Source organism: Streptomyces sp. NPDC020917, from assembly GCF_044333795.1.
GTDB lineage: Bacteria > Actinomycetota > Actinomycetes > Streptomycetales > Streptomycetaceae > Actinacidiphila.
The window spans coordinates 80,997-102,214 of record NZ_JBIRRR010000007.1; the positions used below are offsets into that span (position 1 = coordinate 80,997).

Here is a 21,218-nt window from a genome sequence, read left to right on the forward strand (position 1 = left end):
GCATGTGCGCTTTGCCGAAGGACTCGTTGGACGCGATGGCGACGCTGTTCTTCTCCTGGCGCTCGGTCAGCACCTGGAAGAGGAGTTCGTCGCCGTGGCGGTCATGTCGGACTTGCCGGTGAGTGCCGGACTCGCCGATCAGGCACTCACCGGCGCAAGCGGGTGCTGAGGGGATCCAGCACGAAGCAGTACAAGAGCACGCCGATGCTGAGCGCTGCGAGTAGCGCCCCGAAGAGGCACCCGAGCAGCGCACACCACGCGTAACCGTGGGCGGCTCCGAGCCCGACGATCCCCGGAACGAGAAACCAGAAGAGGGGCACCTCGATCCCGAGAAGCGCGACGAGGAGCACCTGCCGATAACGGCGTAGCGTCCGGCGAGGAATATCCTTGCGCCGGATCGTCTGCCACGACGCCCCGAAGAACAACCGCTGCAACACCGGCCCGAGGACGATGATCGGCAGCGCCGTGACCACCATCGCACCGGCCTTGCTGTAGCCGGAGTAGTCCTGGTAGCCACTCCCCTGCCCGTAGATGGTCCGCAATCCGCCCACGATGATGAGCACCCCGACCACGAGCCCTGGTATCGCGCTCAGAATGACGCACACCGCCGTCGCGCGCCGTCCGCGCGGACCATGATGTGCCGCCGGTCGAGCCCGTGTCACGGGCCCCTGACTGCCACCACCCATACGGTGACTATGTCCAATGCCAGTCGGGGCATGCCGCAGGGCAGGCTGGACATCGGCTACGACGGCAGGACCTACGAGGAACTGCCTCGCACGCCTTCAGGTGCGCGCCGGAGGTTGGCGGTTGGGGCGCTGGTGCTGTGGTGATGAGCGGCCCGCCGGTGGGCCCGGCGGGCCGCTTCATCGAGCTGTCAGGCGTGGGTGGCCGTCTTGCGGCGACGAGCGAGAAGGAACACGCCCGCGCCGACCGCGATGACCCCGGCGCCGATGCCGGCGAGCGTGGTCATGTTGCTGCCGCCACCGGTGGCCGCCAGGGATCCGCCGGCCTGGGTGGCCGAGGAGGACGGGGCCGGAGCCGAGGTATCCGTCGACGGCGCCGTCGAGCCGCCGGCCGGTGCCGACGCGGACGGGGACGGGGACGGGGAGGCCGTCGTGGTCGGGCCGTTGAACACGATGTCCTGGACGTAGCCGTCGGTCGAGTTGTCCCAGGGGAATGTGACCGGGCGTCCGTCCATGTCGTGCATCATGTTGGAGAGGCCGGCGGTGCCGCGGGCGTCGGCGAGCGTGGCGTCGGCGCGGACGGTGAAGGTCCAGTCCGCGTGGTAGCCGGGCGGCTGGACGATCGAGTCAGGGGCACCGCACCGGTACGGGCCGGTTCCCTTGACACCGTCCTTGACGAGCGAGCAGCCGGTCGGGATCTTCGTGGCCGTGGCGCCCTTGGGGAACGTGACCATCAGGGTGTCCACGCCCTCGCCGCCGCTGCGGTCGAAGATCAGGGCCGGGCCGTTGTTGCGCATGCCGACGGTGACCGGGACGGTGGCGCCCTTGGCGACGTGCACGGCGTCACCCACGGCGGAGTAGTGCGCGTGGCTGTCGGTGCTGACGCCCAGCTCACCGTAGTTGTCGTAGGAGTTCAGGTCGCCGGCCATGGCCGACTTCGACGCGGTGGCCGTCTTGACCGTCAGGGCCGGGCCGGTGCCGGGGGTGAAGCTCTTGGCCGCGGCGACGAGGGCGTCGGCGTCCGGGCCGGGCGGGATGACGCCGACATCGATGAAGGTCTGGTAGGCCTCGGGGGTCACCTTCGCTTTGATGTCGGAGGACAGGCGCCAGGTCGTCCCGGGGGCCATGCTCGTGTTGATGACGCAGACGGCCGTGACGTCCTTGCGGGCGGCGTCACGGGGCTTGCTGTAGCGGCAGTTCGAGAAGTGGTCCGTCAGGTCGAGGCCGGCCATGGTGTTCAGCTCGATGACGGTGCGGGCTGCCGGGGCGTTGCCGCGGTTGGACCACTGGACCGGCGCGCTCACGGTCGTGCCCAGGGCGACGTGTTCGAGGTTCTTCAGGGGCTGCAGGACCAGGTCGGGGCCCGAGCCGACCTTGAGGGTCTCGGTGTCCTCGGCGCTGTCCAGGCCGGCGGCCGTCGCCTTCAGCTTCAGGTCGCCGTGTGCGCCGTTGGCCGCCTTCGGGTCGGCCTTGACTTTCAGGTCCAGGTAGTTCGGCGCGGTGTTGAAACCGTCGACGTGGTCGATGGAGCAGGTGGCGCCCGACCCGCTGGGCGTGCAGCCCTTCGGCCAGGCCGCTACCTGTGCGACACCGGCCAGGCCGCTGGTGTCGATGGTCAGCGTGGCGGCCGGACCGGGGTCGTCGAACTCGTGCAGCACGTGGATGTGCAGGGTCTCGGCGATAGAAGTGCCGTTGACGGCCGCGGGAAGCGTCGGCGTTCCCTGGGCGACATAGATCTCAAGGTAGTCGGGATCTGCGAAGGCGGTGCCCACCCCGGCCGTCAGCGCCGCCATGCATGCGGCCGCTGCCGCCGTGGCGCTGAGTGCCCGCCGTCCGCGCAAGTTGGTTCTCATCGCGTCCTCTCGTAGAGCTGTTCGAGGGGAGGACCATAGCGTGTGCAGAGTGCACCCAATGCGGCGGGTGCGTGACCGTCCTCACACGCCCGTGGAGAGCTGCGGCTCAGCGGTGGCGGGGACACGGGGGCATGGTCGGTCCCCAGCCCAGCCATGACGCGGCCGGCGAGGGCCGCCCGGGCGCGACCCGGTAAAGGGCGGTGTGGTGCGCAGCGGCGATGTCGGGGGCGTCGTGGTGCAAGGCGGGCAGCAGCCGTACCCCGATCGGAGCGGGCGCGAAAGGGGCCTGACCGGCCTGGAAGAGCACCAAGTCCGCCGCTGGACCTCCTGGCACCGCTAAATCACGTGGCGGAAACCGGTCCGGCGTTGATGCCGGAGATGCGGCCGACGGAGTCGAAGGAGACCACCGCCGCGCCCCCGCTGGGCAAAGGCGCGGTGATCTGGTCGGCGGCCTCCTGCACCGAGACGCCGTGCAGGGCGAACCACCCGTTGACCACCAGCCGCGGCGAGCGTGCGAAAAGCTGTGCGCCAGTGAGCAGATGGCGCGGCATGGCGACCGGGTCCAGCCGCGCGGGCTGGAGTTGCGGGTCTTGCGGCACGAAGTAGACCCGGGTCTCCGGTCCGGCCTCCTGGCCGATGTAGCCGGGCGCGCCGAGCACTGCCATGCCAAGGAAGGCCAGCGCCTCGGCGGCGCGGCGCGGATCGTCGAAACGGGCGAGCGCCACGTCCTCCTGCTGCAGCTCCACGATGCCGTGACGACGGCCGAACTCGGGGATCTGCGCGCTGGCGGCGGCCACTTCACTGCCGCGCAGCCCCGGGTTGGCCCAGCCCCACAGCCAGGTCTGCTCGGCCAGGTCGTAGCTGCCCAGCAGTCCCACTCGCAGGCTTCGGCCGCCGGACTCGTAGCGGCACTGTTCCAGATCTGCCGTCCACGGCCCAGCTGGGAAGGCCTGGTCGATCATTTCCAGCTGCTGTACGCCCCAGGCCGCGTGGTATTCGGCGGCGTGCAGGAAGGCGTCAGAGAAGGCCACGGTCATCGGGGCAGCTTAGCCCCTGCCAGACCGGCGGCTCTCGGATGCCTCTGCCCTGGGCCGGCAGGGCGAGGCACTCACGAAGATCGCGATGTAGCGCTGGAGTACCAGGCGGGCTTCGTAAAGGAATCGCGCCTCGGGCGATTGTGCTGGGCGACCATCGCCTGCTCACCCATCTGCGGCCAGTCATCATCGTCACCGATGCAATTGGCTGACGCGGTGAACGGCTGCACCCCCTGTGCTCCGCCCCAACCGACGGTATGCCATCTTGGCCACTAAACATGAACCATCAGGAACATCTCACTCCGCTTGTCCGTACCATCTACGGACAGGCGATTCGCCATAGGGGCAGCCACCGCTGTCTGGCCCAGCCCCGACAACACTGGTGAAGGGCTGGCGGTGCGGCTCCAGCGTCGCAGCCCCGTGCAGTTGTGCGGAAGACAACAAGGAAGGCCGACACCATGTCGCAGAACACGACGGAAACCGCTGGAGTGGCATCTCAGTACGCCGCACAAGTGACCACCGATCTCGAACGCAACACCAAGGAGCAGGAACGGATCAGCGGGGACATCGCCGCGCTGCAGGAGCAGTTGGTGGCACTCCAGCATGACCACTCGGTGCTGCTCAACGTGCAGCAGGCGCTGGGTGTCGCGGCAGCTCCGGTCCAGCCGGCCGCTGCCCCGGAAGACGCTTCGGTGCCCGCTCCGCGTAAGAAGACCGCGGCCGACGCCGGGAAGCAGCCGCGGGCGAAGAAGACGCCAGGGGGCGCGGCTGCCAAGAAGGAGACGTCCAGGAAGTCGTCCGCCCGAACCCCGGCAGGCAAGCCTGCGGACGAGAAGTCGGCCCGGTCCACCCTGGTGGAACTCGTCCGCCGCCACCTTTCCGCTCAGTCCGAGCCGCGCTCCGCAGCGGAACTGACCGAAGCACTCGTCCAGGCCCACCCCGAGCGCGGAATCAAGCCGACGGTCGTACGCACCACCGTGGAAAGCCTGGTCGCCAAGGGCCTGGCGCATCGCAACAAGCAAGGCTCCTCCGTCTTCTACGCCTCCACCCCGGCAGCGCCCGCCCAGTCGGACAAGGATGCCGCGCCGGCAGCGCCTGAGGTCGCCGAGTAACGGTGGCTGGCGCTGCGGAGCGTGGATTGACCGCAGCGCCAGCTGGGCGTGTTGATGGCCCTGGCCGCCCCTTCATGGGAATTGAGGAAGTGGTGAAGCTCCCGGTAGACGGGTTGTTGACCAAGATCAACCTGTCCGCCCGGAGCTTCAAGTCGTCAAGTCACCCGGGCGCCGAACGCCCATGGCGGTCGCTTTCCGGGGTCTGACCAAGAGGGTGACCACCTCGGTCTCCTCCCGCCAATAGGCGATGTTGTGCCGAACGTCGAGGGTCTGGGGATGATCAGGGCCGAGTACCCGGGTCACGTCCCCCAGTAGCGCTTCGAAGTCCGCCACCGCACCGGCGGCGTCCCCTGATTTCCCGCGCAGCCTCGACTGGTGGTGCCGGGTGGTGAGGGTGTCGGGGTGATCAGGCCCCAGCACCCGCAGCCTGTCAGCCAACAACTCCAGCAACTCGGCAGCACCTCCGACCACGTCTCCGAAGTCTCCACGCCAGCAAGCGAGGTCGTGGCGGGTGGAAAGGGTGTCGGGGTGGTCGGGCCCCAGCACCCGCAGCCTGTCAGCCAACAGCTCCGACAACTCGGCAGCAGCTCCAGCCACATCGCCACCGCGTTGCCGAAACCTCGCGATGTCGTGACGCGTGCTGAGAGTGTCAGGGTGATCAGGGCCCGATACGCGCAGCCTGTCGACCAGTAGCTTGTTCAGCGCGGCGGTAGCGTTGGCGACATCCCCGGCACCGCCTTGCCAGTAGGCGAGATTTCCGCGAGTGGTGAGGGTGTGAGGGTGGTCGGGTCCCAGCACCCGCAGCCTGTCAGCCAGCAGCCTGTCGAAGTCAACAACCGCACCAGTCACGTCCCCAGCAGCACCACGCCAGTAGGCAAGGTCGTGGCGCGCGGCGAGGGTGTCGACATGGTCAGGGCCGAGGTGGTGACGCGCAGCGTCGGTGAGCCGCTGGAAGTGATCAGCCGCGGCTGCGGCTTGGCCCGCCACGCCGATACTGTTGCCGCAACGGTAGAGCAGCGCGTGAACGTTGGGGCGGTGGAGCGCGTCGTCCGCCGTACGGGCCAGCGCTGTGGCGTTCGCGCGCAACGCCTGGGCGAGATCGGTGTCGCGTTCGACGCCGGGCCAAGCCGCCGTCAGCGCATCTGCGGCGATACGGGCGATTGCCTCTTGTTCCGGCCTGCTGAGAGTGTCCCGGACGGCTCGCTGAATGACTTGGTGAACACGTACCGCCCGGTGGGCGGCATCAGGATCGTGGTCGACCAGGCTCAGCCGATGCAGCACCCGCACGGCGCTGTGCACATGGGCTGCGGTGACATCTCCGCCCACGTTCGCGGCAGCCGATGACGACCAGCCGACCCTGAGGTAGTCCCGGGCCGGTGCGGAGTGCACCACGCTCGCGGGGATGCCGTTGGGATCGAAAAAGGCCATCAACTGGAGCATGGGGCGCGCCAGGCCCGCGGGACGGAGCTGGTCGGCATGGTCGACGGACAGGGCCCAGGCGGCGGCCATGGTGTGGCTCTGGCCGTCCGGCAGCCGATCGGGAACCGTCTCGGCCAAGTCGCGCGCCCGATCAGCCAGCAGCATGCGGTAAGCCGAGGAACTGATGGCGGCATCCACGAGGTAAGCCGCAGCCTGGGACAGGGCCAGCGGCAGGTGTCCGAGATCATCCGCCAGGGCCGCCAAGTGGCTGGGGGGTTCGGTGCGCCCCTGGATCGCCAGCGCGGCGGCAAGGTACGCGGCGGCCTCACCCGGAGTGAACAGCCCTACGCTGACCAGACGCCGGCCATGGCCGGACAACGCGGCATCACGACGACGGGTCGTGATCAAAGTGCGGCCGGTGGGACTGTCCGGCGGCCACAGACCGTCCAGGTCGGCCGGATCCGCGACGTCGTCCAGTACCACCAGCCACCGGCACAGCCTCTTCTGGGGTTTGGGCTCCAGCCAAGCCAGGAACGCGGCCGCGGCCCAGTCCGGGTCACCGGGGTCGGCGCCCAGCATCTCCACGCCGGCCCGGGCATATCCATTGATGGCGGCGGTGCGGCTGCCGGCGGTGATCCACACCAGCACGTCGATCTCGCCCATGGCCCAGGCGGTGCGGGCGTAGTCTGCGGCCAGCTGGGTCTTGCCGACCCCGCCCATTCCGGTGAGCACCTGCCCCAGCACCGCGGTGCCCCCGGTGTGCACGGCCGAGCGGAGCCGGACGATCTCGGCCCGGTGCTGGAAACATCCCGCCCGCGGCGGGATCTCCCCGACCTGATGCGGCCACACCGCAGGAGTCCGCTGCGCGGGATGCAACGTGACTTGCTGGATGTCCCCACCGGCGGCCACACCGCCCCAGGAGGCGGTGACGGCGGTGCGTACGGTGTTCTGCGGGCCGGACCGTACCCCGGGCGCGCTCAGCCCTGCGTCAGCGGGCCCGGCACCGGAGGGTTTCCCAGGCGCACGTCCCCCATCCGTACCGCCGCCGCCGAACCGTGGTCCGCACGGATGTCAAGGTCTCCGCCCACAGCCAGACCGCCGTCCCCGGCCGACACCCCGCCCGGCCCGGCGGCCGCCCGCACTTCCTCCACTGCCTGGTTCAGCGCCTCGGCGAAGACCGCGTCCCGCTCCACCGCGTCCTCCAGCGCCAACTCCAGTCGTTGCCGGGTCCGCGGTGTCAACTCCCCACCGGCTGCGGCCTCCTCCTCCACCCGCGTCAGCGAAGCATCCGGCCCCAACCGCCGGGCGACCAGCGCGTGCAGCCGCTCCATCGCTGCATCCACAACCTGATCGACTTCCGCATCCGCCCGGCCCCCCACACGACGCGCCTTGCGCACCGCCCAGGCGAACACGTACCCGACCGCGATCTCCACACCGACCACGCGCACTCCCCCGGACGACAACCAACGGCTCACCGACCGTACCCCTGCTGAGCCCAGCCCCACGCCACATCCAACGAACGCCATCGGGCGCAGTTCTTTGAGGGTCGCGCCTTTCCGCGACGGGCGGCGCCGCCGACGCGGTGTCCAGGCCCTGCCGGACCGCGGGGATCACGACGTTGGGGGCGCCGAAGGCCCGGTTCGCCAGTCTGGTGCGTCGCGCTAGGAGCCAGTCTTACCAGCTTGACGCTGTTGGTGCCGTGCGTGGCGTCGTAGGTGTAGGCGAAGACGTTCGGCTGGGAGGGGCCGGCACCGGCGGCAGCGGCCCTTCGGGGATGCCGCCTCAGGAGTGGGGACGAACGTCCAGGAACCGGTGGAGGGACGACGTCATGCTTTCCACGAAGGAGTTACGGGTCCGCTCGGAGAGTAGGTCCAGTGACAAGTACGGGTTGAGGTCCTCCAGTTCGACGAGAAGCAGTTCGCCGTCCTGGGTGCGGCAGGCGTCTACGCGCTGGATGCCGTGGCCGAGGGTGTTCCAGTCGATGAAGCGCCGGGCGAAGGTGAGGTCGGCGTCGGTGGGCTCGTAGGGTTGGAGGACCCAGCGCCGCTCGGGGTCGGGGGCGTAGAGGGCGTACTGGAAGGCGTCGTCGACGTAGTAGAAGGACACCTCGTAGCGGAATTCGACGCGCGGTTGGACGAGGACGTCACCATACGCGAGGTCGCTCAGTTGGTTCCGGGGCACGAAGGTCAGGCCGATGGAGTCCGCGCCTGCCTTCGGCTTGACCGCGTACTGGCCGGCCTCGGGCAGCATGTCCATGTCCTCGGGGCGGTCGACGGTGGGGATGACGGGGTATCCGGCGGCTGTCAGGTCCAGCAAGTACTGCTTGCCGGCCATGTCACCGCGGCCAGAGAGCGGGTTGTATATCAGGGTGCCGCGGGCGGCGGCCTGTTCCCGGAAAGCGTCGTACTGCTTCTGGTAGTGCAGGACGGGCCCGCTGTTGCGGACAACGACCGCGTCGAAGGCGTCCATCAGCGAGGCGGCATCCAGCGGATGGCACAAGGCGATGTCGAAGGCGTCCCGCAGCCGGGAGGTCAGGAAGATGTCCTCGTCGCAGTAGCGCCGCCCCTGGGCTTGGTAGGCGAGGTCAGTCACCAACAGAACTCGGCGGCGGTCGGGCATCGTGGATCTCCTCAGGTTGCGCAGGGACTCTTCGGGGGTGCGGGTGTGCGACGGCGCCGCATGCACAGTGTCCCTGTGTAGCGCGATCGGCAGCACGCAGGGCCGGTCATCCTCCAGGGGCTGTCCGGTCGATCATGTCTGGTGCGGGAGTGGATCTATCCTGAGCACCCAGGGGGTGCTGTGGAGCGAGATGTTCAGCTGGTGCGGGACTTGGTAGCGGCTTCGCCGGGCTTCGAGGACCTGTTCGAGTCGCACGTCTTCAACCAGGGCGGTGTCCTGTCCCACCTGTTCTTCTGGGATGTGGTCCAGGAGACTGTCGCCTCGTTCCTGGGAGGCGACGAGACCGACTGGCGAGTCACTTTGCGGTTCCTGGAAGAGCAGCTTCGACTCGGTGTCCCTGATGTGACCGAGGTGGTTGTCACCTCGTTCCTCTCCAACCTGCCGTGGCCGGACCAGCCCGGGTACGGCCTTGTCGAACACCTTGGTCCCGCCATGAGCACGCGGTTTGCTCTGATCCGACCGTCCGGTTAGGACGTGCTGGCGAGTGGGAACGGCTGCAGCCGTTCTTGCCGATCAGCAACAGGCGTTGCGGCCGGTGGCGGGATCATCGGCAGGTTATCCACGGGATTCTGCACCGGGTGCCGGCCGGGGTGCAGTGGCGCGCCCCCTGCTGCCAGGCCAGGAGCGTGGGTCAGTAGACAACTCCTGGACTGCCGCGCCTCGTGGTGAAGTGCGGCTGCCGAGCGCTGCTCTTGAAAAGCCGTGGCTGCCGGGCAGTCGTGATGCGAAGATCAGCCCGCAGATTGATCCACATCCGCCTCCCGGAGGTCCGCATGGACATCGCCTCGCTGCTGCCGTTGACCACGGCTCGGTTGTCGCTGCGTCTGTTCACTCCCGGCGACGCCGACGACCTGTACGCCTACCAGAGTCTGCCGAGCGTGGCGCGCTACTTGTACCGGCCGGCGCACACGCGGGAGCGCAGCGAGCAGGTTGCGGCCGAGCGCGCGGCGCAGACGGTCTGGAACGCCGACGGGGACAAGCTGGCGCTCGCTGTCTGCCGACGCGGTCAGCCCGGCGTCCTTGGCGAGGTAAGCATCACCCTGGCCGATGCCCGCGCCGCCCAGGCCGAGATCGGCTGGACTGTCGGCCCAGGACACCAGGGGCACGGCTACGCGACCGAGGCGGCCGCGACGCTGGCCGGGTTTGCCTTCGACACACTGGGCGTGCACCGGCTCTACGCACGGCTGGATGTGGAGAACACCGGGTCTGTGCGGGTCTGTGAGCGCCTCGGGATGCGCCGGGAGGCGCACCTGGTCGAGAACGACCTCGATGGGGATCGCTGGGGCAGCGAGTACATCTACGCGGCGCTGTCCGCGGATCTCGGCAGTCGATCAGGCGATTGAGCCCGACGCCGCCTCCTGGCCGTGATCTCCCACTGGGAGAATTCTGGTTTCCCTGGCGGGGATGGCCTGTTCGACGTGGGTCCGGCGGCGATGGTGAAGCCGAAGACCGCGCCGACGGTGGCGGTGAAGAAGACCTTCCGGGCGTTCGCCCCCGATCGGTTACCGCCGCGTCCGACGCTGGTCATGCCCACCCTCGTTGGGAAGCGATCCAGCCGAGCTGGATTCGGCTTTCGGCCCCGGCCTTGAGCATGAGTTCGCCGATGCGGCGTTGGACGGTGCGGCGGGAGACGCCGAGCTGGCTGGCGGCGGCCTGGTGGCATCGGGAGCGACACCCTTCTCCTTGCCGTCCGACGCGGCACCGGCACCACCGATGGTGGAGGTCGTATGCGTGCCGTGCCCATGGAGATCGGCTACCTCCTGTCCGTCGATGAAGCTCTTCGACTGCGAGATACGCCCCGCGAGATCCGGGTGCCCGGCGTCGACGCCGGTATCCAGCACGGCGACCGTCACGCCCTTGCCGGTGAGTCCGGACTCCCATGCCTGGGGCGTGCCGATCTGCGCGTTGGACTCGGCCATGTCGCCGTTCACGCGACCGTCGAGCCAGATCTTCTCGACACCTTCGCTGAAGCGCGCACCACCCGAACTCGCGGCCTGCACACCAGGCTTGGCAGCATCCGGGGCCACAGCACTCCAGAAGTCACCCTCCTGGGCGGCACGAACCGCGGAACCACCGACGCTGGGCAGGGACCGCACCTTCTCGGCGCCCCGCGGCACACTCGGCGCCATCCGCGCGTTCCTGCCGTACGTGACGATCAGCGGCAACCCATCCGCGGCGCCCTTGTCACCGTCGGCGAAGCCCTGGCGTATCAGTGCGCTCACATCGAACAGCCGCGCGTCGAGGGTGCCGGCGTCCAGATACGGCAGTGCCTCGTCCGGGACGACGGTGACCTCGCCGTTCGTCGTCTCGGTGCGGACGGCGCCGGTCGCACCCTTAGGGCGGTCCACGCTGACCGTCTTCTTGCCCTGACCGAGGTCGGTGACGGTGACCTTGTCGCCGGTGACGAGCGTGACGGTATGAGTGGCGTGGACGGTGGCCGAAGGGCGTGCGGCGGCCTCGGCAGTGGGTTGTGCGGCCGCTTGGCCGCCGCCGTCCAGTCCGGCGGCGACGGCCTGCCCTGCTGTACCGGCCGGGAGCAGGACGAGCGCGAGTGAGGCCGACAACAACCCGGCTCTGCGTCTCCGGGGAACTCTGGTAATGGAGCCCTCTCTCCATCAGACCCAGGAGGGATGATCCCGAGTGCTGCGAAGAGTGTGGTGGGGCCAGTGGCGCACGGACCTGGACAGGTCCTGGCAGAAATGGGCATGGCGCCTAATTGCCAGCGCCCGCTGCGAGGCCGTGGCCGCGGACAGGGCCAACTCCTCCAAGGCCAACCGGGCCTACTTACGGCGGCGCCGCATCACCCCAGTCATCCCGGAGAAGATCGACCAGCAGGCCGACTGCAAGAAGACGGGCTCGGCCGGCAGACGGCCGGTCACCTACGATCCCGAACGCGGCTTTCCGCAGCGAGACATGGCCCCCGCCGGGAATCCCCGCACAACCGCGAGGAATCCGCACAGGCTATTTTCGTCGGTAGTCCTCGTCGTAGGTCGGGCTCGGGGTCTACCAGGGTGGGCGGGTGTCGCGGAGTGCTGCCGGGGTCTGGTCGGGCAGGGCTCTGTCCTGGTCGGTGCGCAGCAGCACGCCCGGGTCGGGTTCGAAGTCTTCGTTGGGCGGTGCCGGCTGGTGGAAACGTTCGGTGCGCGGGATGGTGACTTCCACCAGCCGGTCTTCCTGGAACATCCACAGCCCGAAGCAGTCGTCGTCCTGGTCGCGAAGCAGCACTTGCACCGTGTGCGGATGCGGCCACGGCAGGGACTCCAGGTGCTTGAGCAGGCCCTTGCGGGCGCGCACCTTCTCGAACTCCAGGGCCCACCCGAACTCATAGCCCCAGTGCCCCGCGATCGGGACGAAGCGGCCTCGCCACGTGCGTTCCGGGTCGTCCTGGGTCAGTGGTTCCATGACCTCGTCCGACCAACGGGCAAGCACGATGACCTCGGCATCTCTACTCATGACGGAGTATCACCGCACCCGCGCACCTTCCGCAAACACATTCCTCAGCCGGCCCGACGCAGACGAACGAGGGCTGGGTGGTTCCGGTCCGCCGTCAGGACCCGTGGGCCTACGGTCGTCGGGACTGACAGGTCGGGAGACCGCCGTCATGCCTCCGGGAAACGATCGCTCCACACCCTGCACCACCGCACGTCAGAGATTTGCGTCGTTGGCCCAACCCCGTCGTCGCAGAATCACGCCTGGAACGGCTGATCAACACCAGCTACCAAGTCATCACGAACGGATCACCGAGGTCAAACGTGTGCAGGTCGCCCGAGCGCTTTCGCCACCCGGCCTCGGACAGTCGTCCCCAGCGCTGAACGCGGCGATCAGATCGCGCATCACGCCCACAGCCTAGTGAGCCGACCACCAGCCAACTACAGCCCCCGATGGAGCCCCACGGCGCCTTCCCAACCCGAGCGACTGGGGAATGACGTGACCGCAGCCGCGGTGAATTACGTGATCGTCCACACCAGGGTCAGGCGATGGTCGGCCCACCGTCGTCCACGGACCGGATCGGCCGGCATCAGCGGCTCGATCCGATCCCACATCGCATCATTGATCTCCGACCAGACAGACACATCCGATCAACCGGCCAACCTGTCAAAGCGCCCCTAGCGTTGGGAGCTCCGGGCTGGTGACACTGAGGCCGTGAGAACAGAGGGTGGGGAACCGATCAGCGTCTGGCGGGTGCATCCCCAGTTGCTGATGTCGGCAGGCACGTTCTGGGCCTTGGCCGCCATGGCAGTGGTGTGGTCGTGGTTGCACTGGTTGGTTGCGCCGGCTGAAGGACGTGCCGTGCATGCTGCCATCGCGACAGGAATCGTTGTGGCCGTTTCCGCACTGGCGGCGGTGGCGGTCCTCCGGCCCCGGGTTGAGCTCCACGACGACGTGGTGATCATCGTGAATCCGCTGGCCACCTACCGACTGCGGCGGGAGGACATCACCGCCGTGACCCGCGGGCTGCACGGCGCGGAGTTCCACCGCAAAGACGGCTTCAAGACCAACGCTGTCGCCTTGATGGACTCCATCGGCGGCGTTGGGCCCGAGAGGCTTGAGGAACTGCGAGAAGAGCTGGCGCTGTGATTCTTCCAGCCTGAATGGAGGATAGGGCAGCGGTCACGGTGGTCCTGCGGCCTGACGGGGTGGCTGCGCGGGCGAGGTCGTAGAGGTGGGCGCGCTCGGCTTCGTTGAGCCGCAGGGCGTGAGCGAGGGATCCGAGTACCGCGTCCGAGACGCCGCGGAGGTTCCCGCTCCAGGCGGATGGAATAGTCCACGCTCATTCCGGCAAGCAGGGCGACTTCCTCGCGCCGCAGTCCCGCGACCCGGCGGTTCCCGCCGCGTACGGGCGGCCTGCCTGCTCGAGGGTGAGCCGCGCTCGCCGTGTGCTGAGGAATTCTCGGACCGCTGCGGCTACGTCCTCCTTGCCAATGCTGGCCACGGACAGATCCTGCCGGTCAGGAACGGCCCCGCATCGCGAACGTCGCCGTCGCGGCCGGGGTTTGGCGGGTGTCATCGACCTCGGCGCGGCCATCGCCGGTGACCCGGGGGTGTACGCAACCCGGCGCCAGTGTCAGTGCGCCTCCGGACCCGCGGCCGGAGGCGGCTGCGACTGCGACTGCGGCGAACGCGCGGCTCGTGCGCGCCAGGCGACCACGCCCCGCCAGAGTGCCCTGCCGCCTACTGGCCCCGGGGGTCGGGGTGGTCAGGGAGCGGCAGGCCGGCCATGAAGCAGACCGCCGGTTCCGGGGTGGGGCCCTGCGGTTGCCGCCAGGTCGGCGGCGCGCGCCGGGCTCCGGAGTGCCGCCGCTGTTCGTGAAGGTCGGCAACCGTTTCGAGGCTCCCCGTGGGTACCCGTTGGTACCTGGAGGGCGATGCGCTTCGTCGGTCTCCGGCAAGAGACGCGGTGCGGCCGCGCTGATACGATCGCCCGGAATTCGAACGTGGGGGGCCGCTGGAGAATTCGTCCCAGCGGACGTCGTCCTTCCTGCGCTGGCCCTCCGACGTCGCGTCTGCCCGCCCGCACTTCGTGCGGCAGCTCGTCCAGGAGGACATGTGGCGCACACCAACCCTTCTCGCACGGTCCTCGCCGGGGCTGTGGCAATCGCTCTGGCCGCCGTCGCGGGACCGTTCGTGGTGCCGGCGGCTGCCGACTCCGGTACCGACGCTGGGACGTCGCGTCCGTACGCCGACTCCTCGAGCAACGTGGCGCTGGCTGCGGGCTCGGAGGCCGTCATGGCCGGCGTCTCGGGCTTCCTCACTTCTGCGCCCGACAAGAGCCTGCGGTGGACCCGGTACGCCGACGGTTCGACGGTCGATCTGGGAGCGGACATCGAGCAGTGGCGGACGACTCAGCACCTCGGTTCGGTGTCGGACGTCGTGGTCTTGGAACGCGGCTTCACGGGCAGCCCCGACGACCGGGTGGAGCTGCATGACATGTCCACCGGAGAGGTCACCACCATCGCGCTGGGCTCACGGTCGGTCTACGTGGGCGCGGTGGGTTCGACCGTGCTGGCCTGCCCTTACCCGTCCGCAGGTAATGCCGACTGTGCCCACATGCAGCTGCTGAGCACGGTCGACGGCGTTCTCACCGAGCGCCAGATCACCGGTCTGCCCGCCGGCGCGCGATCTGTCGGCGCGTTCGCCTCGGCGCCCGGCTCCCTGACGATGGCCTACAAGGACCCCGCCGGCGCGGACGACGACGTCCACTACGCCGTGCTCGATCTCGCATCCGGGGTCGCCACGCAGACACACCTGACGACGCCCACCTGGGCGGTGACCGCGCTGTCCCCGGCGTACCTGGCCTCCATGACGGACGCCGCGACCGGCACCGCGCAGTTGAGCGTGGAGGACAGGCACACCGGCGTCGTGACGCGGGTCGACACCCACCTGACCACGTCCGGCTCCCTGGTGGGCCTCGTCGGTGACTGGGCCCTGTATGGCACCCGGAACCCGCTCACCTGGGGATCCGCGGACGAGGACCTCTCCTTCCGGGCCGTTCCCGTCAAGGGCGGCCCCAGCCGCAAGCTCATGGACCACGCGACGTCGCTCGCCCCCGCCCCCGACGGCTCACTGCTGGTGATGGGCGGGACCCTCGCCCATGGCGAGGGCGTCTACCGGATCTCCGCCGGTGCCGACGGCGCGCCGGCAGCGGAACTGGTCGTGGGAACGGGCCAGCCGCTGGGCATCACCCTGGTGAGTTCGAACGTACCCGCGGTGGCCGCGCTCGACGTCTCGCCGTGGAGGGCGAGGTGGCAACTGTCGCGCAGCAACGCCGTGGTGACGCTCACCCTGCGCAGTTCGGCCACCGGGGTCACGGAAAAGGCCGTGCTGTACGCTTCCGACACCCCCGACAGCCGGGTGGGTCTGGACACCAGCGGGCTGCTGCACATCAACTGGGACGGATGGACCAGCTCCAGCCAGGCCCCCAACGGCGACTACACCTGGCACGTCACCGCCAAGCCGCTCAACGGACTCGGCCCGGACCTTTCGGTGGGCGGAACCTTCCGGGTCACCCGCCACCCGGCCCCCCACGACTACACGGACAACGGTTCACCGGACCTGCTGGCCCGGGACGCCTCCGGTGTTCTGTGGCGGGAGGACACCTACCACGACCCGTGGAACCCGCAGTTGGGGAGCACCGGCCGGGTGAAGGTGGGTGGCGGCTGGAACATCTACAACCGCATCGCCGCGGTCGGCAACATCGCGGGCCTGCCCGCCGGGGACCTGGTGGCCCGCGACAACGCCGGCGTGCTGTGGCTCTACCTGGGGACCGGCAAGGGCACGTTCGCGACCCGCACCCGCATCGGCGCCGGCTGGAACGCCTACACGCAGCTCACCGGTATGGGCGACCTGTCCGGTGACGGACGCGCCGACCTCGTGGCCCGCGACCGTGCCGGGTACCTGTGGCTCTACAAGGGCACCGGGAACTGGAAGGCGCCGTACGCCGCCCGGACCCGGATCGGCGGCGGCTGGAACATCTACAACCAGATCACCGCGGTCGGCAACATCGCGGGCGGCTCCGCCGGGGACCTGGTGGCCCGCGACAACGCCGGCGTGCTGTGGCTCTACCAAGGAACCGGCAAGGGCACCTTCACCGCCCGCACTCGCATCGGCGGCGGCTGGAACACCTACACCCAACTCATCGGTATCGGCGACAGCGACGTCGACGGCAAGTTCGACCTTCTGGCTGTCGACCGCGACGGGTCCGCGTGGCAGTACCGAGGCACCGGCAACACGAACGCGCCCTTCGCCAAGCGCGAGTTGAACATCCTCTTCTTCGGTCACACCTACAACTCCGTGCTATGAGCCCGCGCCGAGGTGAGGCCCTCGGCGTTGCAGACGCGCACCACCAACCGCACGCACCGCTGTTGTCTTGTGGTCTTCACGCTCGCGCGAGCCCGCGAGCGTGAAGGGCAAGGCCCGCACGCGTTCGGCACGCCGCGCTTCCTCTACTTCGGCGATGGCTGCCGAGTGCCGGCATTCAACGGTGCGGGCGGGTGTCACCACGTCGTCCGGCCACGGTTCAAGCCCGCTGGCGCGTAAGGCGATCATGGCGATAGGGGACGCCGAGTGACGAGCGGGGCGCCTCACCACCCGCCACCAGTAGCGTCGCGGCGGCACCTCCTTGGCCCTCATTGGGCTGATTGAGAGGTTCACCCACCGGTCTGTAGTTGGTGGGCATGGTGCGCACTTCCGTGCCCACCTGGGGCACCCCTCGGGTTCGATCCACTCGACGCTGTCCGGCTCTGGGTAGGGTCTTGGCGCGGCCGTGGCGTCGGCGATCTCCAAGCCCACCTAACCCCGGGGCTGCACGGCCCTGCAGCGGCGGCCGATCAGGCCCCCGGGAGCCCTGTAGTTCGCGGAGGGGACGATCTGTTCGGAGGGGTGCGAGTGGACATGCTTGAGCTGATGGGCTGGCTGGCCGAGCGCGGAATCACGACCGTGTTCAAGGTCGACGGTGAGCGCATGGTCGAGCACAGGAAGGCATGGATGGTCATTGTCAGTGGTGGTCCGCTTGGCGAGGACTCCTTCTTCCGTGCGGACCTGGTCACGGCAGACGCGTGTATGGACTCCTTGCTCACCCACCTGGAGAGCAAGGGCCTCTCACCATTCGCATGATCGACAGACGTGCGCGTGGCCCCCCGCGGTTTCGAGGACGGCCCGCAAAGCCCTGCGGACACCCAGTCCGGCAAGTCTCCACCCGGTGAGTGCGGGGAAGCCATCACCCGATCGGTGACCACATCAAAGAAGCTCAGTCAGCGCCACCGCCCGCTCCCTCCACTCACCAACTCCTGCCATCTCGTCTTCGGCAGTAACGGTGGTGGGTGGAGGTCGAGTCGCGGCGCCCGCCCTTACTGGAGACACTGCAGGCAGGTACGACTACAGCACTGGGCCGGCCGTGACGTTCAGGCCTCGAGAGAGCCAGTCCGATGTCAGGGTCCAGTGCGCGTGCGGAGACTGCACCCAGTCAGGGCTGGGGAAGTCGCCGCTGACCATGGACACGAGAAGTCCGACCATTCCGGAGTCGAAGCGGAAGGTGGTGGCGGGGCCGCGGGCCCACATGACGATCGGCCACCTGTCAGGGTCGTCCCCCTCGGTCAGCCACCAGAAGAGGTCTCCCTGCTCGTTCTCGCCCCACGTCAGAAGGCCGCCGGGTTCGGGATACATGGGGTAGACGGTGCCGCCCCAGTAGTCCTCGTCGCATCCCTCGAACATCGGAGCGATGTCCGAGACGTGCCACTCCACGAAGCCCTTGAAACCGGTCGGCATGCCGGGCCTGGCTGGCATGGAAGAAGGGCCGTGGACGAAACACCTCAACGAGCCAGGCGTGCCGATCTGACCTCCTCCGTACCGGTCCACGAAGGCCCGGTAGTCCGAGGGGAATTCGAACCCAACCTCCGTCATCGAATGCTGCCACGGCGGCCCCGATACGGTCGCCCTCGGCGGCGGCAGCAGCCTGGTAAGCCGGTCCAGCTGATGTGACACTGCGCTACTCCTGAAGGGCTGGCTACCGAGGTTGGGCAACGTGCTGTTCGCGTCGTTCGGCACGTAGACCAAATTGCTCGTGCTTGGTCCCCCCGTCAGGCTCTGGGCCAGGTAACCGAGCTGGAACCCGATAGGGATCGTACTCGTCTTGCTTGAGTAGACCGGCATAGCGAGATACATGACGGCCATCTTCGCTTTCACTGCCTTTTGGGCCTGCTGTTCGAATGACCGCATGCCGTTGCCCGCCCCGTAGTTGGTCTGGCGCCAGCAGGCCGCTACGTTCGCCTTCCTTCCGCTGCCGCCCAGAACCGATGGAGCCAAGTGACAGCTGTTGACCACGCCACCGTACAAGCCCGCAGTCGATTGAGCAGCGGCCATACCGGACGGCTCACTTGCCGAGTTGTACTTCGAGTTCGTCTTCGTTGCACAGACGATGGCGCCCTCGGATCGGCCGCCGTATCCGGTGGGTGCGTAGTATGCCCAACCTCTGTTCTGGGCATTCGGCTGAGAGCCGGGAACCGGGTTGTTCAGGCAGGTGGAGGGGGACGGGTTGTCGGTACCCAGCGGCCCTGGCGGCCGGGGCGCGGGCCCCGGACAAGCTGCCTCCACGTCTGGCTCACCTGGTCTGGCAGCAGCTCCATCACGCCGAGGACGCCTGGGAATCCAACCGTGCTGCCAGCACAATTCCGTGGTTGTTCGCTGGGCCCGCCTTGCGCTGGCAGCCGACGTTCCTGCCTCAATCCTTGCCGCTCTCACGGGGACCAGCATCGACAACGCAACGGACCGGACGAACTTCATCAAACGCGACTGGACCGGCTACATCAGCAGCCGGCGAAGCGACCGCGAAGAGGTCGGTGTCTTTTGTTCGTGAGCACCGGCATCGTGGTCGTCGGTTGGTTCATGCGCGAGAGGACGAGTGCGACGGTGTCTGGAGACGGGCAGGCGGATCTGACGGAGCTGTGGCAGCAGCGTTGGCCCAGTTGCCCGCCGGTTGGGTACAAGCTCCGGGGACCGTATCGGGATGTTTGGGTACGTTTTCACAGCCTGCCGGAATCGAAGCGGTACGCGGAGGACGAGAGCGAGTACACCGTCGTCCTGGAGCGTTACAACACCATCCTCGATGAGCTGTTCGCTGATGCGGACGTGCATGTGATCACACCGCTCTGGACAACCGAGGCAGAGGTTCCACCCTCGCGGGCCTTCACCGGCTATTGGCAGAGCCTGCTGGTGGAGGACGATCCTGACCCCCTGCGCTCCGCACGTACTGCCACCTCTTCGCCGCCCGCCGGCCCTGGCGGCGTGGCTACATCGACGAGTTGCTCCGAGACATCGCCGACGACAAGGTGGCGGGCGTCCTCATCACCGACACCCGGATGCAGCGCATCCACCACCCCTACGACGGTGGCGCCGACGTTTTCCTCGCCACGTCCGAGGAACGGGACCGGGTGCGCGATCGGCATGCCGACTGGCTCTCCCGTCACCCCTCGGGTCTCTGACCGGCCTGAATCTCCGCCCCGCTCAGAATCGTCTCCACTGCGAGTACCGGGTTGAGAGGTTCCACGAGCTCTTTGGTGGCGACGGCCACGAGACGCGCGGGCACATCACCGTCCAGCAACGCGCTCACATATTCGATGGCCTCCGCAGGCGAGAACATCGGCAGCCTCTGGCGCAGTGTCCGTACAGCGTGCACGCGTCCGCGCGCAGCGGCGACTTCGCACAGCGCATCGTGTAGATCGTCTACTGCGGTGCGCACCGGCAGCCCACGTATCCGGGCTCGATAGTCGGCCTCCCACCCCCCGGTTACCGCGGAGACGACGCCGACCCGGTGCATTCCACCGTCGACACGGTCGACCAGGTAAGGCCCGTTACCGGCCAGCATGAACGCCGGATTCCGGGTGCGCACGAACTCCTCGGATGTCCAGGAGACGATCCACGCCAGCTCGTGCTCCTCGACGTGGACCACAGCCATCCGCATCGCGTCCACACCCGCAGCCCGCCACTGCTGATAGTCGCGCTCCAGCTGGTCCTCGACAGCCTGAACGGCGGCCTCTCGCTCGATCACGCATGCAGCTTCCCGCGGCGACCCCTCTCTCGACCAGCGAATTTGCACGGCCCAGGGTGCACCCTCGTCGGGCCGGACGGAGAGCCCGTCATCATCGACATCGAGGGCCTGATGTACACCGATGTCGAAGTGGACCACTGCTGGATGCGGATGCGCTTCGGCCCGCACTACGAGGCACTCCGCAACCCGGACCTCGACCCGCGACGCGTCAAGTACTACCAGTACGTCATGCACCTGGACCTGGTCGCCGGCCCGCTGCGCATCGCCGAGGGCGACTTCCCGAACCGCAAGTGGATGCTCGACGTCGCAGACTTCCATCTACAGAAGGCACTCGCCTACGAGGCATGATGCCGCCGTAGGTCTTCGGCCGATCGCGGCTTCCCACCGGCGCGGTGGGAAACAGCGCTCCGAGGGCCAGATCCAACCTGCTGGCGACGACGTCCTTGGGCGAGGTGAGATCCAAGTGCCAGTCGCCGAAGCGGCGTATCGTGCGCGTGATCAGCGGGCTGACCGCGGCCAGGTCGTCGGGGAACCCGCGCTGGCCTCTACGAGCGGTGAAACAAGGACGTGGCACGTTTCGCTCGTATTCCGGCCCCACCCCTACGTGCACCCCAATGCCAAGGGCCAGGCCAACGCCGCCAGCCAGGTCGAGGACGCAATCCTCGCAGGATGACCCCGCGCGGCTGGCGGGGCAGCGGCGACAACACCCTGCCCCGCCAGCTGGCAACCCGTTCACCTCCCAGGGCTCCAGATCCAGGCCCTGACTTCTGTGCTCGCGTGGCTCGCCCTAACTCCTCACGTAGTTGAAGACCTGAGGAAGAGGGGCGAGAAGCGGCACTGGCCGTTTTCAGAGATCCTCATCGCCCCGGCCGACGAGACGAATCAGCCGGCACGGA

18 protein-coding genes and 4 pseudogenes are annotated in these 21,218 nt (G+C 68.3%); 9 read left to right on the forward strand and 13 right to left on the reverse strand.

Annotated features, from left to right (window positions below; translation table 11 throughout):
- Positions 1-16: 16 nt before the first annotated feature.
- Positions 17-103: pseudogene (locus ACH4TG_RS17145) on the reverse strand (AAA family ATPase); the annotation flags it as partial.
- A gap of 43 nt (positions 104-146) precedes the next feature.
- Positions 147-572 (reverse strand): hypothetical protein, encoded by a 426-nt coding sequence (locus ACH4TG_RS17150; RefSeq protein ID WP_398243469.1) that lies wholly within the window; start codon positions 570-572, stop codon positions 147-149.
- A 123-nt stretch (positions 573-695) separates the two neighbouring features.
- Between ACH4TG_RS17150 and ACH4TG_RS17155 the strand changes: the two genes are divergently transcribed.
- Positions 696-830 (forward strand): hypothetical protein, encoded by a 135-nt coding sequence (locus ACH4TG_RS17155; RefSeq protein WP_398243122.1) that lies wholly within the window; start codon positions 696-698, stop codon positions 828-830.
- Between the two features lie 44 nt (positions 831-874).
- Here ACH4TG_RS17155 and ACH4TG_RS17160 read toward each other — a convergent pair whose 3' ends face one another.
- Together ACH4TG_RS17160 and ACH4TG_RS17165 are read right to left on the reverse strand one after the other, a co-directional pair.
- Positions 875-2,536 carry an LPXTG cell wall anchor domain-containing protein gene (locus tag ACH4TG_RS17160; protein ID WP_398243123.1) on the reverse strand — a complete coding sequence of 554 codons (1,662 nt, stop codon included), beginning with the start codon at positions 2,534-2,536 and terminating at the stop codon, positions 875-877.
- A 341-nt stretch (positions 2,537-2,877) separates the two neighbouring features.
- Positions 2,878-3,573, reverse strand: a complete 696-nt coding sequence (locus ACH4TG_RS17165) for a DUF6882 domain-containing protein (protein WP_398243125.1) — start codon at positions 3,571-3,573, stop codon at positions 2,878-2,880.
- Between the two features lie 455 nt (positions 3,574-4,028).
- Here ACH4TG_RS17165 and ACH4TG_RS17170 point away from each other — a divergent pair, with 455 nt between their 5' ends.
- Positions 4,029-4,682, forward strand: coding sequence for a hypothetical protein (locus ACH4TG_RS17170; protein WP_398243126.1), 654 nt, complete (start codon positions 4,029-4,031; stop codon positions 4,680-4,682).
- Between the two features lie 147 nt (positions 4,683-4,829).
- On the opposite strand, the gene ACH4TG_RS17175 is transcribed toward ACH4TG_RS17170, so the two are convergent.
- From ACH4TG_RS17175 to ACH4TG_RS17185, 3 genes are all read right to left on the reverse strand, one after another.
- On the reverse strand, positions 4,830-7,010 hold the full coding sequence (locus ACH4TG_RS17175; protein WP_398243127.1) for a tetratricopeptide repeat protein: 2,181 nt from the start codon (positions 7,008-7,010) through the stop codon (positions 4,830-4,832).
- Positions 7,011-7,078: 68 nt separating this feature from the next.
- Positions 7,079-7,543, reverse strand: a complete 465-nt coding sequence (locus tag ACH4TG_RS17180; protein ID WP_398243128.1) for a hypothetical protein — start codon at positions 7,541-7,543, stop codon at positions 7,079-7,081.
- Between the two features lie 340 nt (positions 7,544-7,883).
- Positions 7,884-8,720, reverse strand: coding sequence for a hypothetical protein (locus tag ACH4TG_RS17185; protein WP_398243129.1), 837 nt, complete (start codon positions 8,718-8,720; stop codon positions 7,884-7,886).
- Positions 8,721-8,900: 180 nt separating this feature from the next.
- Between ACH4TG_RS17185 and ACH4TG_RS17190 the strand changes: the two genes are divergently transcribed.
- Together ACH4TG_RS17190 and ACH4TG_RS17195 are read left to right on the forward strand one after the other, a co-directional pair.
- Positions 8,901-9,251 carry a hypothetical protein gene (locus tag ACH4TG_RS17190; protein WP_398243130.1) on the forward strand — a complete coding sequence of 117 codons (351 nt, stop codon included), beginning with the start codon at positions 8,901-8,903 and terminating at the stop codon, positions 9,249-9,251.
- 302 nt (positions 9,252-9,553) lie between these two features.
- Positions 9,554-10,123 (forward strand): GNAT family N-acetyltransferase, encoded by a 570-nt coding sequence (locus ACH4TG_RS17195; protein ID WP_398243131.1) that lies wholly within the window; start codon positions 9,554-9,556, stop codon positions 10,121-10,123.
- 312 nt (positions 10,124-10,435) lie between these two features.
- Here the strand turns inward: ACH4TG_RS17195 and ACH4TG_RS17200 are convergent.
- The 3 genes and pseudogenes from ACH4TG_RS17200 to ACH4TG_RS17210 form a co-directional block, all read right to left on the reverse strand.
- Positions 10,436-11,380, reverse strand: a pseudogene (locus ACH4TG_RS17200) (S8 family serine peptidase); the annotation flags it as partial.
- A gap of 403 nt (positions 11,381-11,783) precedes the next feature.
- Positions 11,784-12,233, reverse strand: a complete 450-nt coding sequence (locus tag ACH4TG_RS17205; protein WP_398243132.1) for a hypothetical protein — start codon at positions 12,231-12,233, stop codon at positions 11,784-11,786.
- A 512-nt stretch (positions 12,234-12,745) separates the two neighbouring features.
- Positions 12,746-12,853, reverse strand: a pseudogene (locus tag ACH4TG_RS17210) (IS5/IS1182 family transposase); the annotation flags it as partial.
- Positions 12,854-12,923: 70 nt separating this feature from the next.
- Between ACH4TG_RS17210 and ACH4TG_RS17215 the strand changes: the two are divergent.
- Positions 12,924-13,358: a hypothetical protein gene (locus ACH4TG_RS17215; RefSeq protein WP_398243133.1), complete on the forward strand. Its 435-nt coding sequence runs from the start codon at positions 12,924-12,926 to the stop codon at positions 13,356-13,358.
- A 28-nt stretch (positions 13,359-13,386) separates the two neighbouring features.
- On the opposite strand, the pseudogene ACH4TG_RS17220 reads toward ACH4TG_RS17215, so the two are convergent.
- Positions 13,387-13,704, reverse strand: a pseudogene (locus ACH4TG_RS17220) (helix-turn-helix domain-containing protein); the annotation flags it as partial.
- Positions 13,705-14,369: 665 nt separating this feature from the next.
- On the opposite strand from ACH4TG_RS17220, the gene ACH4TG_RS17225 reads away from it, so the two are divergent.
- A complete protein-coding gene (locus ACH4TG_RS17225) occupies positions 14,370-16,580 on the forward strand; it encodes an FG-GAP repeat domain-containing protein (RefSeq protein WP_398243134.1) in 2,211 nt (736 codons plus the stop codon).
- Between the two features lie 591 nt (positions 16,581-17,171).
- Positions 17,172-17,393, forward strand: a complete 222-nt coding sequence (locus ACH4TG_RS17230; RefSeq protein ID WP_398243135.1) for a hypothetical protein — start codon at positions 17,172-17,174, stop codon at positions 17,391-17,393.
- 261 nt (positions 17,394-17,654) lie between these two features.
- Here ACH4TG_RS17230 and ACH4TG_RS17235 read toward each other — a convergent pair whose 3' ends face one another.
- Entirely contained in the window at positions 17,655-18,062 is a 408-nt protein-coding gene (locus ACH4TG_RS17235) for a hypothetical protein (protein WP_398243136.1), read from the reverse strand.
- 1,514 nt (positions 18,063-19,576) lie between these two features.
- On the opposite strand from ACH4TG_RS17235, the gene ACH4TG_RS17240 reads away from it, so the two are divergent.
- Entirely contained in the window at positions 19,577-19,756 is a 180-nt protein-coding gene (locus ACH4TG_RS17240; protein WP_398243137.1) for a hypothetical protein, read from the forward strand.
- On the opposite strand, the gene ACH4TG_RS17245 is transcribed toward ACH4TG_RS17240, so the two are convergent.
- Positions 19,738-20,322, reverse strand: a complete 585-nt coding sequence (locus tag ACH4TG_RS17245) for a YrhB domain-containing protein (protein ID WP_398243138.1) — start codon at positions 20,320-20,322, stop codon at positions 19,738-19,740. The two genes, ACH4TG_RS17240 and ACH4TG_RS17245, sit on opposite strands and share 19 nt — an antisense overlap.
- Positions 20,323-20,364: 42 nt before the next feature.
- Between ACH4TG_RS17245 and ACH4TG_RS17250 the strand changes: the two genes are divergently transcribed.
- Positions 20,365-20,670: a hypothetical protein gene (locus ACH4TG_RS17250; protein WP_398243139.1), complete on the forward strand. Its 306-nt coding sequence runs from the start codon at positions 20,365-20,367 to the stop codon at positions 20,668-20,670.
- Positions 20,671-21,218: the final 548 nt, after the last annotated feature.

Bases quoted from the DNA above. Each gene is read 5' to 3' on its own strand.
- ACH4TG_RS17155 (WP_398243122.1), top strand. From the start codon at position 696: ATGTCCAATGCCAGTCGGGGCATGCCGCAGGGCAGGCTGGACATCGGC.
- ACH4TG_RS17160 (WP_398243123.1), bottom strand. From the start codon at position 2,536: ATGAGAACCAACTTGCGCGGACGGCGGGCACTCAGCGCCACGGCGGCA.
- ACH4TG_RS17165 (WP_398243125.1), bottom strand. From the start codon at position 3,573: ATGACCGTGGCCTTCTCTGACGCCTTCCTGCACGCCGCCGAATACCAC.
- ACH4TG_RS17170 (WP_398243126.1), top strand. From the start codon at position 4,029: ATGTCGCAGAACACGACGGAAACCGCTGGAGTGGCATCTCAGTACGCC.
- ACH4TG_RS17185 (WP_398243129.1), bottom strand. From the start codon at position 8,720: ATGCCCGACCGCCGCCGAGTTCTGTTGGTGACTGACCTCGCCTACCAA.
- ACH4TG_RS17195 (WP_398243131.1), top strand. From the start codon at position 9,554: ATGGACATCGCCTCGCTGCTGCCGTTGACCACGGCTCGGTTGTCGCTG.
- ACH4TG_RS17205 (WP_398243132.1), bottom strand. From the start codon at position 12,233: ATGAGTAGAGATGCCGAGGTCATCGTGCTTGCCCGTTGGTCGGACGAG.
- ACH4TG_RS17230 (WP_398243135.1), top strand. From the start codon at position 17,172: ATGCTTGAGCTGATGGGCTGGCTGGCCGAGCGCGGAATCACGACCGTG.
- ACH4TG_RS17235 (WP_398243136.1), bottom strand. From the start codon at position 18,062: ATGCCAGCCAGGCCCGGCATGCCGACCGGTTTCAAGGGCTTCGTGGAG.